This window comes from Paenibacillus graminis (assembly GCF_000758705.1).
GTDB classification, from domain to species: domain Bacteria; phylum Bacillota; class Bacilli; order Paenibacillales; family Paenibacillaceae; genus Paenibacillus_AQ; species Paenibacillus_AQ graminis.
The window spans coordinates 2,652,466-2,668,396 of record NZ_CP009287.1 but is presented as its reverse complement, the minus strand read 5'-3'; the positions used below and the strand labels follow the sequence as shown (position 1 = coordinate 2,668,396).

Annotated in this window: 7 protein-coding genes; 2 read left to right on the top strand and 5 right to left on the bottom strand. The window is 54.1% G+C overall.

The annotated features are described in order from the left end of the window. Nucleotides 1-373: 373 nt before the first annotated feature. The 3 genes from PGRAT_RS10775 to PGRAT_RS10765 form a co-directional block, all read right to left on the bottom strand. Nucleotides 374-7,753, bottom strand: coding sequence for a pectinesterase family protein (locus PGRAT_RS10775; RefSeq protein ID WP_052415709.1), 7,380 nt, complete (start codon nucleotides 7,751-7,753; stop codon nucleotides 374-376). 133 nt (nucleotides 7,754-7,886) lie between these two features. Further along, nucleotides 7,887-9,425, bottom strand: a complete 1,539-nt coding sequence (locus tag PGRAT_RS10770; RefSeq protein ID WP_025705101.1) for an extracellular solute-binding protein — start codon at nucleotides 9,423-9,425, stop codon at nucleotides 7,887-7,889. An 86-nt stretch (nucleotides 9,426-9,511) separates the two neighbouring features. Then, a complete protein-coding gene (locus PGRAT_RS10765; protein ID WP_042267990.1) occupies nucleotides 9,512-10,453 on the bottom strand; it encodes an ABC transporter permease in 942 nt (313 codons plus the stop codon). Nucleotides 10,454-10,753: 300 nt separating this feature from the next. Here PGRAT_RS10765 and PGRAT_RS10760 point away from each other — a divergent pair, with 300 nt between their 5' ends. After that, nucleotides 10,754-11,638, top strand: a complete 885-nt coding sequence (locus tag PGRAT_RS10760; protein WP_025705103.1) for a carbohydrate ABC transporter permease — start codon at nucleotides 10,754-10,756, stop codon at nucleotides 11,636-11,638. Nucleotides 11,639-11,747: 109 nt separating this feature from the next. Here the strand turns inward: PGRAT_RS10760 and PGRAT_RS10755 are convergent, their stop codons facing one another. Both PGRAT_RS10755 and PGRAT_RS10750 read right to left on the bottom strand, forming a co-directional pair. After that, the gene (locus PGRAT_RS10755) at nucleotides 11,748-13,988 is read right to left on the bottom strand and encodes an AraC family transcriptional regulator (RefSeq protein WP_042266540.1); all 2,241 of its coding nucleotides are present in this window, start codon (nucleotides 13,986-13,988) and stop codon (nucleotides 11,748-11,750) included. A gap of 222 nt (nucleotides 13,989-14,210) precedes the next feature. Next, complete coding sequence (locus tag PGRAT_RS10750) at nucleotides 14,211-14,627, bottom strand: VOC family protein (protein ID WP_025707813.1); 417 nt, start codon at nucleotides 14,625-14,627, stop codon at nucleotides 14,211-14,213. Nucleotides 14,628-14,883: 256 nt separating this feature from the next. Here PGRAT_RS10750 and PGRAT_RS10745 point away from each other — a divergent pair, with 256 nt between their 5' ends. Continuing rightward, complete coding sequence (locus tag PGRAT_RS10745; protein WP_025707814.1) at nucleotides 14,884-15,864, top strand: zinc dependent phospholipase C family protein; 981 nt, start codon at nucleotides 14,884-14,886, stop codon at nucleotides 15,862-15,864. Nucleotides 15,865-15,931: the final 67 nt, after the last annotated feature.

The following is a 15,931-nucleotide window of genomic DNA, read 5'->3' as shown; positions in this document are numbered from 1 at the left end:
TCTCCTCTCTTCCTCATAGTAATTTGTGTATTCCCGCAACAATCTTTTACAGTTAATTTATGTAGGTTTAATATATTCAATACAAACCCTTTAATTTCCTTCTTTTGTTTATAAAGGAAGCAACTAAGGGCCTATGATTGATAGGAAGCATGAGCCGCAAGACCTCGTGAGTTCACCGACTCCACTCCATTGGACCTGCAGCGAACACATAATCTCCTCAAGCAAGCAGCCAATGACCAAACACAACAGAGCAGCGACTCTCCAATAAGTGGAGAATCGCTGCTCTGTTGTGTTTACGGACTTTTTTTCACAAGACTATTTCAGGGGTTGGAAACTCCTCTTTGGGGACAGCCCCTGAATGTAGCTTTAGAAGTCAGGGTCTTTTCTGGAACAACCGTCGGACAATGACCGCAGCCTGTGCCCGTGAAGCATAAGCCTTGGGCGAGTAGAGATCATTGCCGACACCTTGGATGATTCCTGCGCCGCTCATGGACTGAACGGCCGCAAGGGCATCCACTGAAATCTGCGGGCTGTCTGCATAGTCCGGTGCCGGACCCGCAGCTTGAAGCTGCAAGCCTGCCTGCTCCGCCGCCCGGTAAGCCATCAGTGCCATCTCTTCCCGGGTTATGCTTTCATGTGCATCGAAGGTTCCATCCGTTCTGCCCCGCACAATGCCCAGCTGCCCGGCAGCGGCAGCATAGCTGTAATACCAGTCACCGGCAGCCACATCACGGAACTTGCTGTCCCCGCCGCTAAGCGGCAGATCCAGAGCCAGCAGCAGCATCTTCAGAAAACCGGCCCGGGTAACATTCTGTTCCGGTCTGAAAGCTTGTGGTTCAGGGCCCTGCACAACTCCCCGCGCTGCCAAAGCTTCAATGCTGTCCTGCGCCCAGGCCAAGCCGGATAGATCGGTGAAGGCAACCTCCGCATAACCTGCAGCATAGATACTGAAATGTTCCGGCCTGAAGGCCACTCTACCGCTCTGCGGATGGTAAGCGGAGTTTCTGACAACCTCTAAGCCGTCTTCATTAATGCAGTAAGCGACAACGGTATCCGCATCCGCATGGACTGGACGCTCATAGTTCAGATTCACCTTCAGGCCGCCGCCGAAGCTGTCCACAGGTTTCCCGTCCACGGTGAAACCCAACTCGTATGCGCTACCGATGTTGTCTGCCTGAACTGCAAGCTGCCTGCTGTCCATCCGGGCGGCGGCAAGCTTGATGGAAGCTGCGTCTGATCCGGCCGCCTTGAGTATCAGGCCGGAATCAATCACGAAGCTGGTCAGGCCCAGATCGGCCTCTACAGTCCGGACCCCCTGCGAGGCAGCCTTAAGCAATTCTTGTGCGGGGAGCACCAGTTCAACCGCCGTAATGTCTGCCGGCAGCTTCATGCTAATCCGCAGCGTCCCCTCCTGAATTAGGCCCACCGCCTGCCGCACAACATCACTAGACAGCTCGACGGCAGCTTTGCCGCCAGCATTCCCCGTGACCGTAATGGCAATGCCAGCCGCTCCCGCTGTAGCTTCCGGCGGTTTCTTCTCCTGAGGACTAGCAGCCGGGGCGCTTGTTCCCGGCGGCGAGGCCGTATCCGGGTTCTTAATGGTCAGCTTCAGGGTTCCGGCGGTACCGGAGCCGCTGCCCGCTGCCGCTGTTACGATCACCTCACCCGCCGAAAGAGCGGTCAGCAGCCCCCCGCCGGTGATGGATGCCCTTGCGCCGGATGAACCCTCCCCATTCCGCACGGACCAGACTACCGTCTGGCCGGCAGCCTCTGGCGGCTGAACCTCTGCCAGCATTTGCAGCGTTTGACCGGTGAACAACTCGCTCACCTCTCCCGTGGAAGCTACCCTGATCTGCTTCACCGGTACAGGAACCACCCGGACGATTATTCCTGCCGCATACGGAATATCATAATCCTGCCTTCCATCATATCCCCGGAAGGCAACAAATCCAAGCGGCGCCAGTACTTCTTTTGCAGTCTTCCGGGCGCGGAAGCGAAGTTCAATGAAGCCGGCACCGGCAGTAATGGCATGTTCCGCCCCAGTGGCGGCGGCACGGATCACAATATAGCCCGGATCGCCCTCGGAAACATGGCTCAGCTCAAATCCGTCCACCAGCTTCCGGGCCGAGAGAAATTCAATCCCCGTTGGGTCATAATCGAGGGCAAACTCCACTCCGTAGACGTCCTTGTAAACAGAAGCAGTAACATTAGCCAACCCAGCGCGGTACACGAATTCCTCACCGGCTGTTACAGTTTCAGGTCCAGTCAGGGTTGCCGAAGGCATATCCGCCGCTGCCTCCTGCTGGCCGCTGATGGCAATATCCAGGCTGGCGCTGATTCCGCTGCCGTCCGCCGCGCTGGCGGTCACCCGCACCGTCCCGTTCAGCCTTGCCTTCAGCAGCCCGTTCTGATCGATAGCCGCTTTGGCGGTTGAAGTGAGGCCGTCTGTCTCTGTCACGGTCCAGACAACGTTCCGGTTCGCCGCCTGTTTCGGCAGTACCTCCGCCTGAAGCTGGAGAGTCCCCTTATCCGCTTCAATGGCGCTGATATTGTCTGCCCCTTTCACTGTAATTGAGGTTACTCGTGACACCGGTACATCTTCAGCTCCGGGTACAACAACGGGAGTCTGCGGATTCCAGCCGTCGCTGCCGCCAAGCACCGATTGGACGGCATAGGCTGCCGCTTCCCCTGCGGTAAGCTGTCTAGACCAGTTGTAGCGTGCAGCGGCATCCGCTCCCGCCCCGATGCTTAAGTATTCAGAGAACCGGGCAGTCTTAGAGCGGCCTTCATACCATTCATGCCAGCCTGTCGGGCGGATATGCTCCGCCATATCCGTATGAATAAAAGTGGAGCTGCCGTAATCTCTCCACGGCCTGCCGAGATCAACGGTGCCGGGTGCCACCTGTGCACTGGCGGTCAGCCGGCTGTTCAGGAACACATAGCCCGGTTTGCCCGCTTCCGTGGAAGGAGCGGTGATATAACCCGCGCCGACACTCCGGATCTCGTTGTTCTCGAAGACGGCGGCGGCATTGCCGAAGATGAAATCGACCGTGCCTTCGATGAGGCTGTCCACGAAATACGCCCTGCCCTTATCTGCGAACAAAGTATCCTGATGGCCAAGAAGCTTGACATTGCGGTAAACTCCGCGATCCCCCTCGGCATACAGCGCCACAGCCTGCCCGGCATCCCGTCCGGCACTGTTCTCTACCGTCATATTTTCCAAGGTGAAATCCGCTCCCGCCGTCCTCAGGGTATAGCTCCCGCTGGTGCCCAATTCCTTACCGTCTGCACCCAGCGTCTTGGCCGAATCGCCGTTCACCAGCACTGTGCCTTCCCGGCTGCTGCCGAGGATGCGAAGATGCTGTTTGCTTGCAGGCACCAGCACCTTTTCCCGGTAAATCCCGTCCATCACCTTAATAACAGTGGGTAACCCGCTGTAGTCGGGAACCGCCTGAACGGCTTCCGCAAGAGTCTTGAAATCCCCTGCACCTGCGGCATCAACCACAATGGCCTGTGCCGGAGTTTCTTGAACCGCCTGCGATGGCAGACTCCCGGCGCCGCTGCCTAAGGCAATGACCGCGTAGACATAGGTGGTGCCGTTCCGAAGCCCGGTATCTGTATACGCCGCTGCTTTAATACCGTCGGCAACGACAGCGTATGGACCGCCATTCTCCGCACGAATGATCCGGTAGCTGACGGCTCCCTCCGCCGGATTCCAGCTTAAGCTGACTTCACCGCTGCCGGGTTCAGCCATAAGTCCCTGCGGAGCAGGAGGCTGGCCGTTCTCCTTGTACGGCACAGCCGCGACGGCTGCGGAATCTAACCCGCTGCCCCCCGCACCGGCCGCCGACACCTTGTAATAGTACGGTGTGCCGTTAGCCGCACGGTTATCGGTGTAACTTGTGCTGGCGATACCTGCAGCCAGGATTTCATAAGGGCCGCTTGCCGATAATGCGCGTGTGACCGTATAGCGGTCTGCTCCGTTGGCCGCCGCCCAGGTCAGTGCTACTGTGCTATCGCCGGCCAGCGCAACGACCTTTGGGGTTCCCGGCGGAGCGGCGGGAACCGCCTCAACAGGCTCCGAGGCCGCACCCTCCCCGGCAACGTTGGTGCCCGAAACCGTGAACCGGTAGCGTTGACCGTTCACGAGGCCGCCGATGCGGTAAGCCGTACCTGCAATGTTATCTGCCAGCGTTTCATAGCTGCCCGCTGCTTCATTCCACCTCTTGATTGTATATCCCGCAGCATCATCAACCGCACTCCAGCTCAGATCAAGCTGAGCGTTGCGGCTTACCGCTGCAAGCCCTTCCGGTGCTGGAAGCTTCAGTGCAGAAGCGGATGGAGTGATGCTGACTTCATTGGAGATCCCGGATTCCCCGGCCGGTCCGGCCGCTGTGATGACATAATAGTAAGTGGTATCATTGACGACGGCTGCATCGACATAGGAAAGTTCTGCAATACTGCTTGCGATCAGGTCATAAGGACCGCCGCTGGTCAGACTCCGTTTCACATTGTAGGCTGCTGCACCTCCCAGTGCCGGCCATTTCAGCTGGGCCGCCCCGTTACCGGGGAAGCCGGTCAGGCCAAGCGGTGTTTCGACCGGTTCCGCATATACCTTCAGATTATCGAAATAATAATTGCCCGATCCTCCGCCCGGTGTTTTAGACAAAATACGCCCGATCCCGTAGCTTCCGAAATTAGCGGTCGTGAATGGAAAGCTGCCTGCCGGCTGATTGTCGATATAGATATCCACCTTGCTCCCCTGAACATCAGCTTTCAGCTTGAGATTATACCACTGGCCGAGGGAATAGGAGTTCATCAGTTGATGATACTGGCTGCTTCCCCTGCTGACGGTCAGCGTGTATTTGCTGCCGGCTGCGGGAAGCGTTGGCTTGCGGCTCTCCAGGGAGAATGCGGTTTTGCTTCCATCGGCATTCTGGGCCTGCAGCAGCACCGAGGTTCCTGATTCCGCCGCGAACATGAAGTCAGCTTCGATTACCAGCGCCCCCGCAACCGGGGTGAATTTGCGGACAAACTGCACATTGCCGCTGCCTGTATCGTATACGCCCAACACCCGCTGTGAGCCGTTGCCCATGCTCATTGACGGAGTGGCGGAGACGGCAACCTTCTGCGTATCGGTCTGCGGGTCCGGCGCTACCTCATAGTAAACCGGGGGGATATCCAGCGCAGCCTGTTCATAATCTTCTTCGACATAATAGATATTACCGCCATCTGCCAATGCCTTGGCGCCGGCTTCTGCCGAATCGAAGCTTTCTCCGGATTCATTCACCGCACTGACCACATAATAGTAGGTTTTGCCTGGGCTGGTTCCGGAATCGGTGTACCTGGTCTCCGCAAGGCCTGCGGCAATTGTTGAGTAGGGGCCGCCCGGCACCTCGCTGCGCTTCACAGTGTAAGACTCGGCAGACTTTGTCTTCTCCCAGCTCAGCCTAATCTTTGCACTGCTGCCCGCCGTTGCCTTGAGCCCGGACGGAGCAGAAGGATAACGCTCATCCAGCGTCTTCAGCTCCACACCGCTGAATCGGGAGGTGTTGTACCTGCTCACCTGGTTATCCGCCTGGGCAGCATCGGCGGCAAGGCCAAAGTAGGCGGTGTCTCCCAGATCGAGGCTCACCGTTCCCATCTTGCTCCATGTCGTCTTATCCGGTGACACCAGCCCCGTAATCTCGTCACCAAGCCGGACCAGCTTCACCCAATACGGGGTGCTGATGAAGTTTCCGGGCTCCTTCTTGACTACTTTCGCTCCTGTGGCGGAACGGGTAATCAGCACGCCTTTCTTACCGTATTTGACATAGGGTATGGCTAGCATCGCCATCTTGGCATTGTCATCCAGACTGTCTCTGATCATCACGCCAGCCTTGGCATAATCATCGGTCGGCGTCACCGATTCAATCTTGGCGATGATCTCCCCATTGCCCTTCAGCGGCTGGTAGGCGAACTGAAAGTTGTCTGCGGCACTTTCACTCTCCGAGGTCGCCCCGACAAGCCCGGATGATTTGACCGTAATCTCCCCGCTCTGCAGACCAAGCTCTGTATGGCCCGCAATACCCGGATGGCCGATGTCTTGTGAGGTCCACGGACCGGTGTCGCCTGAGGTGTTGACATGCACAGCGACATTATCGGACTGAGTCTTCAGACCCTTATTGTCCGTGGCCTGGACTACCAGATAATAGGTGCCATCCTGCACATGGTTCCACGCAAAACTGTACGGTGCTTCCGTTGCCTCGCCCTGCTTTACGCCGTTGATGATAAATTCCACTTTGGCGATTCCGTCCCTGTCGCTGGCGGAAGCTTCCACGGTCACATCGCTGCCCGCCTCAACAATCTGGTTGTTCAGCGGATAGTTGACAGCGGTTTCAGGATTGTCCGTATGCATTCCGTCCGCTGCGGCCGCCTCGATCAGACCATTCAGATAGACTTCAAGATTCGTATAGCCTTCCGGGGACAACTCCGCTTGATTGCGGTCGTCGGGGTCTGTAGGCGACAGTCCGTGAGCAAGTTCCCAGGTATCGTCCATCCCGTCATGATCCGCATCCGTTACTGCTGAAGATGTCTCGGGATAATCGGGATACCCGCCGATTTCAGCCGGGGAATTAATGTGCTGTCCCGTGCGGTTCTTCACATCACTGATGACGCGCGCATCGTAGGCATCCCGCCGGGGCAGGGTAGCGCCTGCGTCCGCCAGCACGTTCAGATAGGCTTCTTCCGCCGGTTCTGCCGTATATGGATTGGGCATCACCGCCGGCTCCGCCAGCTTTGAGCTGTCTGAATAGCGCAGCACCCCTTTCCAGTTGTCCGTGGTAACTTCCGGGCTGCCATCCATCATGTTGCCGGCCAGATACAGCTGGGTGACCGGGGCCAGTTCTCCGAACAACTGGCGCTTGACACTGCTGTAAGTGTTTGGACCGTACTTATAATAGTTGTTAGTCAGATTGTACAGATAGCCTTCGGCTCCGCCGCCGTAAGTTGAAGCGAAACCCCAGTTGTAAATGACATTGTTAGTCATTTCTGTAAGATCGGCGAGCCTGGTGATCGTGGGCAGCCGGGGGTTGCGGCTGACGCTGTGGGCGATCAGGTTGTGGTGATAGCTCGCATTCTTGCCGCCCCAAATTCCGCCATAGCCATGCCGCCCTTTCTGGTGGGTGGTCATCAGCATGCTTTCCGCCGAGATCGACCACTGGACAGTGGTATTTTCATTGTCGTACAGACTTACAACCTCATCCACCGACCAGCTGAACGAGCTGTGGTCGATGATGATATCCTTATGGTAGCGTGAGCCGAAGGCATCGTCTTCGCTGGCCACCCGGTCGCCGAGCCTGAAGCGCATGTACCGTATAATGATATTATCCGCCTCTATGCTTGTCGTGTAATCGGCGACCGTAATTCCGTCACCGGGTGCGGTCTGGCCTGCAATCGTCAGATTAGAGCCGGTAATCTTCAACGACTCCTTCAGGTGGATCGTCCCGCCCACGCGGAATACGATAGTCCGGTTGCTTCCGCTCACCGCATCGCGCAAGGAGCCGGGAACCGGTGCGTCTTTGCTGCTGTAATCGGCAAGCGTGGTCACCTCGTATACCGCTTGTGCCCGGCCTCCGGTTACATATTTGCCACCGCCTTCCGCGCCGGGAAAGGCGGGAAGAGCCTGCAGAGAAGCCGCTTGCACACCGCCGGCGGGAAAGCTTGTTGCCAGCAGACCTGCGATGAGCACCTGGGCCAGCCATTTCTTTTTCATATAAGACCTCCTGATCTATTGAAATATCGAGAAGCTCCTGGCAGACGCATGGAGCTCCTCTAAAAAGTGAAACCGCCAGGGAAGAAGCCCAGTGGTTATGAGTACCAAAGGGCATGAATTAATTTCGCGCTACCTACGGATTTACCGCTTTGTAGGCAGCCTCGTATTCGGAAATGATCTTGCTGCCGCCGGATTTCTTCCATTGATCAATTTCGCCTTTGAATTCATCCAGACCCATTTTGCCGAGAATGTATTTATAGGTTGCGTCAGTAATAATCTTTTGCAGTTCAGAGCCCTGTGCAGTATTGGTTTCGGATTCAAGCGAAAAGGCCGGGTTCAGTACCCCGTATTCCGCATTCTCCTGGATCAGCCGTTCGGCCTCCACCTTCAGCGGATCAGCATCATGAATCTTGTACCCGGTCTCATTCGGGCGGGAAGCTGCAAACGGCTGTACCTCCTGCTGCCACAGATCGGTATCCTTGATGGTTACCGCTAGGTTCGCATCTGCTGTATAATGCACGCCTTCGATACCATATGTCATCAGAGCGTACACTTCATCACTCATCAGGTCGTTGACAAATTTCAGGAGCCGCTTCAGTTCGGTCTCATCTTTGACCTCTGATTTAGGGAAGGACAGCAGGCCGCCGATGCCATTACTCGATGACCAGATGGCCCGGTCTTCAGGCTTGCCGGTGGAAGTAATGTCATTGACCATCACCAGCTCCATGCCGTCCTGGATGCCTTTGGCCAAGTTCAGCAGGTTTTTGCTGTCAAACAGCGCACCTACATAAATGCCGGCTTTTCCCTGCGCGAAATTCTGTTGCTGATCGTTCTTAGCCGTTACTGCAAAGTCCTGGTTAATGTAGCCGCCGTCATACAAGGCTTTCATATAGTCCATTGTCTGGATGTAGCCCTCCGTTGCAAATTCGGGCGTCATTACACCGGCATCGTCCACCGCCCAGTTGTTCGGGGTTCCGAAATAGGAGCCGAGCGTTTTGAACGCCCCGTACACCAGATCGCTGCGGTCCATGAATCCGGTAGTATCCTTTTTGCCGTTGCCGTCCGGGTCCTTTTCAGTAAACGCTTTCGCAACTTCCTTCAGTTCGGCGGTTGTTTTGGGAACAGCAAGCCCCAGCTTATCCAGCCAGTCCTTGCGGATAATGACTCCGTTTCTGGCTTTGGACTTCTGGAACGGCACACCATACAGCTTGCCTTCAATGGAGGCTGAGGTGCGGGTATCCTGGGAAATCGCTGCCAGGTTCGGGAATTCGTCGAGATAAGGGCTCACCTCCCAGAACATGCCCGATTTCAATGCGTTGCGGACCGAAGAGTTGTCTAGAATCGTCAGCGTTACGATATCTGCAAGAGAATCGGAGGCCAGCGAGGTGTTGATCCGCTCTTCCTTAGAGGCATCGGGAATCCAGGAAAACTCGATGTCAGCGTTGGTGAATTCTTCAATTTTGTTCAGCACGGTATCGGTTGGCGGTGAAGCGGTATGCAGAACGTTGAGCCAGGAAATCTTCGTTTTGGCCTGCGTTCCTCCATTTGCTCCGGCGCTGGCTGCCGCATTTTCTGACCCGCCCTTGCTGTTGTTGGCGTTTCCGCCGCAAGCGGTAAGCAGCAGACCGCTGCACAGCATTAGAGCAGCCAGTTTCTTGTAATTGCGATTCATGAACATTACCCCTTTGATTACGAATTGGCATTGCTGTATCTTCCACCCCGCCATTGGCGTGGGTACGAATTCACAAGTGCGGTATGCTAATAGACACCGTCTTCCCCGATTTTTTTCGCCAGTTTGTTCGACAGCATAACGAGGATCAGACCCACGACCCCTTTGAACAAACCAACTGTCGTACTGAAACTGAGCTGGCCGTTCTTGAGCCCGGCAGTATAAATATAGGTATCGAAAATTTCCCCGACCTCCCGGTTCAGGGAGTTGATCAGCAGGTACATATGCTCGAAGCCCAGATCCAGGGTATGTCCGATTTTCAGAATCAGCAGAGTAATGATAACCGGACGGATCGCCGGCAGGGTGACATGCCAGGTTTTGCGCAGCCGTGCCGCTCCGTCCATTTCCGCAGCCTCGTACAGCTGTGTATCTACGACGGTAATAGCCGCGAGATAAATAATCGTGGACCAGCCCAGCTCTTTCCAGATAATCTGGCCGATATAAACGGTGCGCAGCCATTCGGGAGAGGTCAGGAAGCTGATTTTGTGTCCGCCCATGGCGGCAATGATCTCATTCAATACCCCGCCGTCCACATTCATGAATACATAAGTAATGGAAACAATGATGACCCATGAGAGAAAGTGGGGAATATAGATGATCGTTTGGACCACATTTTTGAACATCTTATGCCTGACTTCATTAAGCATCAGCGCCAGAATAATCGGCAGCGGAAAAAAAATCACGATATTCAGCGCAAACAGGATCAGCGTATTCTTCAGCAGCATAAAGAAGGTGGGCTCTGTAAACAGCCTTATGAAATGCTTGAGTCCGACCCAGGGACTGCCCGTGATCCCGAGGAAAGGCTGGTAATCCTGAAAAGCGATAATCAGCCCGCCCATAGGCAGGTACTTAAAAATAACAAAATACAAAAATCCCGGAAGTATCATTAAATACAATAACTTGTTTCTTTTTAGACCCAGCAGGCTGTGTCCCGTCCGCTTTTTCCTTTCCGGTGTCACTTTCCTCTTCATCGTGGTGACATTTGCTTCTTCCACCCTACCGTCCTCCTTGAGCGCATTTCTGTAACGCTTCCCAGATTACGGTCCTTTGCCTGTTACGTAAATAATCATTAGTTACTCTGGGCCGCGAAGCCGCGCCGTTATGCCGTTTTCCGTAAGCTCACCCTATGCAGGGATACCGACCGCACATAAGGATTATGCCGGATTCCGCCTGCTTCTTCCACCCTGGACAATGCCAAAGCTAATGATTATATACGGAATGAAGACCCCCTGATACAGTGTCATTGAAACGATAACAAGGAGGATAACCGCATGGCACAATCTTCATTAAAAAAAGAAACTATGGGCAGCAAACTGTTCACCATAGTCAACACCACCCTGCTGGCATTCATTGCCCTCATCTGTCTTTTACCTTTTGTCAACGTGTTTGCCAGCTCCTTTGCCTCAACCCAGGAAGTGGTGGAGAAAAAATTCATCCTGTTCCCGACCACCTTCTCTCTGGATGCCTACCGTTATATCCTGTCTACCCCCACCATCTTTAGGGGCCTCGGCATATCTATCGGCGTCACCCTTGCCGGTACTGTAGTAAGCATGATCCTAACCGCCCTGATGGCCTACGGACTATCCCGAAAGTATCTGGCAGGCCGCGATATCATCAATTTTATCGTCGTATTCTCCATGCTGTTCAGCGGGGGAATGATTCCTACATTTTTAGTGGTCAAAGCCTTCGGACTGATCGACTCTTACTGGTCTCTGGTCTTCCCGGTCGCCATCAACGCCTTCAACCTGATCATCATGCGCAACTTCTTCCAGGCACTTCCAGAGGGATTAGAGGAATCGGCCAAAATTGACGGGTCCAACGACTTTGGCGTCTTCCTCAAAATCATGCTGCCCCTGGCACTGCCTTCCATCGCTACCTTGTCCCTGTTCTACGGCGTAGCTTACTGGAACACTTATATGACCGCTATCCTGTACATTACGGATTCCACAAAATGGCCAATCCAAGTGCTGCTGCGCCAGATCGTCATCGTCTCCAGCGGAATGCAGGCCGAAGGTACGTCAGTCGATGTCATTCCGCCCGCTCAGACGATCAAGATGGCTGTTATTGTCGTCGCTACTGTACCGATGCTGATCGCTTATCCGTTTGTGCAAAAGCATTTCACTAAAGGTGCTCTCCTGGGGGCCGTAAAGGGCTGAACAACCGGCCACCCGCAGTACTTCAGCAGCGGCACAAAAACAGCCAGCTTCCGTAAATGGCAGCTGGCTGTTTTTTGTTTTTTTTGAAATTGGTGCCGCTAATCCTGCTTCACTTATCCTGCCTCAAGGCCCGGTAAGCACCCGGTGTGACATGCTCCTTTTTGCGGAAAGAGCGGATAAAGTTCTGCGGGTTGTGGTACTGGAGACGCTCTGCAATTTCCTTGATCGTCATCTCGGTCTCCACCAGCCATTTTTTTGCCATTTGCAGCCGATAGCCCATTACATATTCACTGAAGGTCAGGCCGAATTCCTTCTTGAAGATACTGCTTAAGTAGTTCGGGCTGTAATGCAGGCGCTCACCGATCAGCTCCAGTGACAGATCCTGATCATATTCAGTGCGTACGATGTTCGCAATCTGGTCGGACAGGCCGCGGAACTGGCGGGTGGTCTTCTCCTTCATCGCAGCAACCATCGGCTGAATGACTTCCTTTACAAGGATCCGCTCAATTTCCTCCGGGTTGCGGATATCCAGCAGGCGGTGATACAGGGCGTAATTATCCTCAGTCAACAATACCTCCACGCCGATCAGCTGCTCCAGTTGGATCAGATTGTTCACGAAGCGGATCAGCATTACTTCGAAATTGAGCGGATTCTTGCTGTGCTTCATCATTTCGCCTAGCAGCGGGTAGAGCGCACGCGACACCTGCTCTTCATCCCCGAGCCGGATGGCATCGAACAGCTGCGACTCCAGCTCTGCCGGATAATGCAGCAGCACCGGCCCCGAGATCACTCTGGAAATATCCTCATAGAAAATAATAGATTCCTTGCCCAGATTCAGCCGGTGATGCAGCGCCTGCTTGCTCATCTCACAAGCCTCTTTGCTGAAGGTAAGGTCTGCGTAGAAATCGCTGATTCCGACACTGACCGACAGCTTCAGGATATCCCTGACTGTGATGACGATCCGCTTCGCATCCTCCAGCACCTGCTTGCGGCTTCCGGGCCCGCTGCCTTCCTCAAAGATCAGAATCGTGGCCTGCGTCCGGTCATTCAACAGAATCGGGGTCATCCGCCGCGAATCCGGAACCAGCTCTTCCACCAGCCTGTTCACGGCAACAAGCAGCAGATCCTTGTCGCTGGCCTGCCGTTCCCCGTAATTGTCGAGCTGAATCAGCATCGTTGCATACACCGTGCCTTGGGTAAGGGAATATCCGAAGCGGGACATATTATGATCCAGCTCCTCCGCCGTAATCCGGCTGCGGAACAGATTAAGAATGAATTGGGTTTCCAGCTGCGGCAGCTCCGATTCCAGCAAATCCTCCAGACTTTCCTTCTCCATGAGGATGTCGTCGATGGAGCTGATGATCCAGTCGATCTCATCCTTCAGCGCCGGCTGGGTACTGCCCGACAGCCGCCGCTGGATCTTCTGGATCGGCTTGTTGAAATAAACTGCGATTACGTAGGCTACGACCACAATCAGGAGCGTAATGACCAGAACCATCATAAACAAGCCGAAGCGGGTGGTCTTGAGGGCATCCGCTATTTCCTGCTTGTTGAGAAGCGTAACATAGATCCAGTTATTATAAGAAGATTTGGCGTAGATCGCCGTAACCTCCTGATGTTTCTCCTTATCCAGCACCACACTTCCCGTCTGGCTCATGTTACCGGCGGTCTCCGTAATGCGGCTCAGCTGGGCTCCGGTCAAGCTGGGGGCGGAGTCCGATTCATAGAGCAGATCCCCCTGCCGGTTCAGCAGATATACGGGTGTGTTCTCTTCGGTCTGCAGGGTGTGCTGCAGCGACTGCAGCGAAATATCCGATAAAGCGATGGCCTGCTTCGTCTGTGAGAAGACGGGCAGCGTATTGACGAAACGGATGCCGGTATCCGTCTTGATCCAGAACAGGGAGTTGCTCTGGTTGCCGATGTAGCTCTCAGACAGCTTTTTTTTGCCATCCTCCGTCAAATAAGACAGCCGGCCATTGGAAATCTGCCAGTCCTTCACCAGACTGATCAGCGAATATTCAACGCCGTCCATTCCCATGGAGGCAATATAGTTAAGTTGGGAATTAATATCGCGATAGGCCTCAAAATCCCGCTCCGTGATCGGATTTTTGATGACCTCACTGAAAGAATTGGTGGTGCTGTAAGTATTGAAAGCATATTCAATCGTTTTTATTTTTTGCTCCAGCGTGTTTTTGATCTGGGTGATCAGACTCTTTTTGCTGTCCGCGACCCTGTCAATGACCGAATGGATGGTCGTTAAGTAAATATAACCGCCAAAGCTGATGACCAGACCAATGCCGAGAATCAGAATGGGGATAAAGATCTTGTAGAACATTCTGCCTTTTTTCATAGGTAGACTCCTTCAATTATGTAATCATTTTCAATTATAGCGTTTTCATAAATTGAAATTCAAGGATATTTAACGTGTGCATTGTCTATATTCTTGAATGCGTGCTGCCATCCGGCTAAGATGTAAGCCCGCGCAGTTATGTCGGGTTCTTAAGCAAGCCGTCAAAAAAGCAGGCCTCCCGACTCAGGAGGCCTGCTATCTTTTGACACATATTCTCTATGGTTACGCGTTCTCTGCCGTGCCTTCTTCCATATACATAGTTTCCCACAGATGCCCGTCGATGTCCTGGAAGCTCCAGCTGTACATGAATCCGTGGTCGACCGGATCATTATATTTCGTGCCGCCTGCAGCCAGCGCCTTGTGTACCAGCTCGTCCACCTCTGCCCTGCTGGATGCGGAGAAGGCCATAATGACCTCAGTGTGGCTGGAGGTGTCGGTAATTTCCTTGGAGACAAACGTTTTGAAGAACTCTTTGGTCAGCAGCATGGCAAACGTGTTGTCGTTGATGATCAAACATGTGGCGTTCTCATCGGTATACTGCAGATTGAATTCGAAACCAAGTGCCGTAAAAAAGTTAATCGAAGCCTGCAGATCATTTACCGGCAAATTGACAAAAAGCTGGCCTGCTTTGAATCCCATTCTCTGATCACCTCTGCATTTTATTTGAGTGTTTACCGCCCGATTATAGCATGAAGCGGCGGCAGCAGTTTCTTCCCGATTGCTGTACTTCTTGAAATTGATTAGGGTGAGGAGTAACCTAAAGGTGAAGAGGCACGGTATGACGGCTTACCATCTTGCTCATCAAGAGAATTACAATCCGCTTGAGCATTATTCAATCTCTTTTAACATGAAGCCTGTATACTGGAGCTAACTACGATCACAAGGGGTGAACTGTATGCCGAACATTTGGATGCATCTGGAGTATGGGCAGCAGCTGGCGGACGAATTCAGCCGTGATTTCCCTTTTCTGGCGGAGAGGAAAAAACGTCCTGAGCTGTACCACCTGGGCTGTCAGGGGCCGGATTTCCTGCTGTACCACAGCTTTCTTCCCTGGAAAAAGGATACCCGGGCCATCCGCCTCGGTGACCTTATGCACACAGAGAACTGCGGACCTGTACTGATTGATTTCTGGCAGCGGGCTTTGTCCCTTCCCTCCGGTGAGCTGGAGGAGGCGCAGCAATATTTCCTGGGTTTCCTTACCCACCATTTGCTGGACCGCAACCTTCATCCCTATATCAATTGGAAAGCAGGCTACAAGCACCGCAATCACCAGCGTTTTGAGATTGTCCTTGACACGCTGTTCATGAAGCGCCTGAAACAGCTGGATACCTGGCGGCATGCGGCCTGGAAAAAAATCAACGTGGGTTCCCGCCTGCCCTTTCCGATCCACACTATTCTCCGCGAAACAGCGTCAGACTGGTATCCCGAGTCCCGCCGCCTCCCGTCTGAAATCTGGCATGAGGCCTACCTCGACATGATTTTAGCGCATAAATGGCTATACGATCCCAAGGGTTGGAAGAAATCGCTGCTCAGGGGTAAGGCCCGCCGCCTGTTTTCACAACAGCTGTCCCCTGCGGAAGAGAAGCTCGATTACCTGAACGAAAAACACGGCGAGTGGCGGCATTCGGCGCTCTACTCCGAGGTGCGGACGGAAAGTGTCTGGGACCTGTGGGAGGAGGCGCTTGCGGAAGGACGGACAGTGCTGCGTGCTCTGGCTTCGTGGCTGAACAGCACAGTGCCGGCAGAAGCCGCCCGCGCGCTGGAGCGTTTCAAGCAGGTGCTGGGGGACCGTTCCTACGATACAGGCAAAGAATGCAGCAGCAAGCTTAGGAATCTGTATGCCGAGCCGATTTGGGAGGCAGGCATTATCTCTTGAAGGCGTACGGGTACGGTGTAAGCCGTCCTTATAGGACATTAACTGGGCAGATCTCCGCAGGGAGATC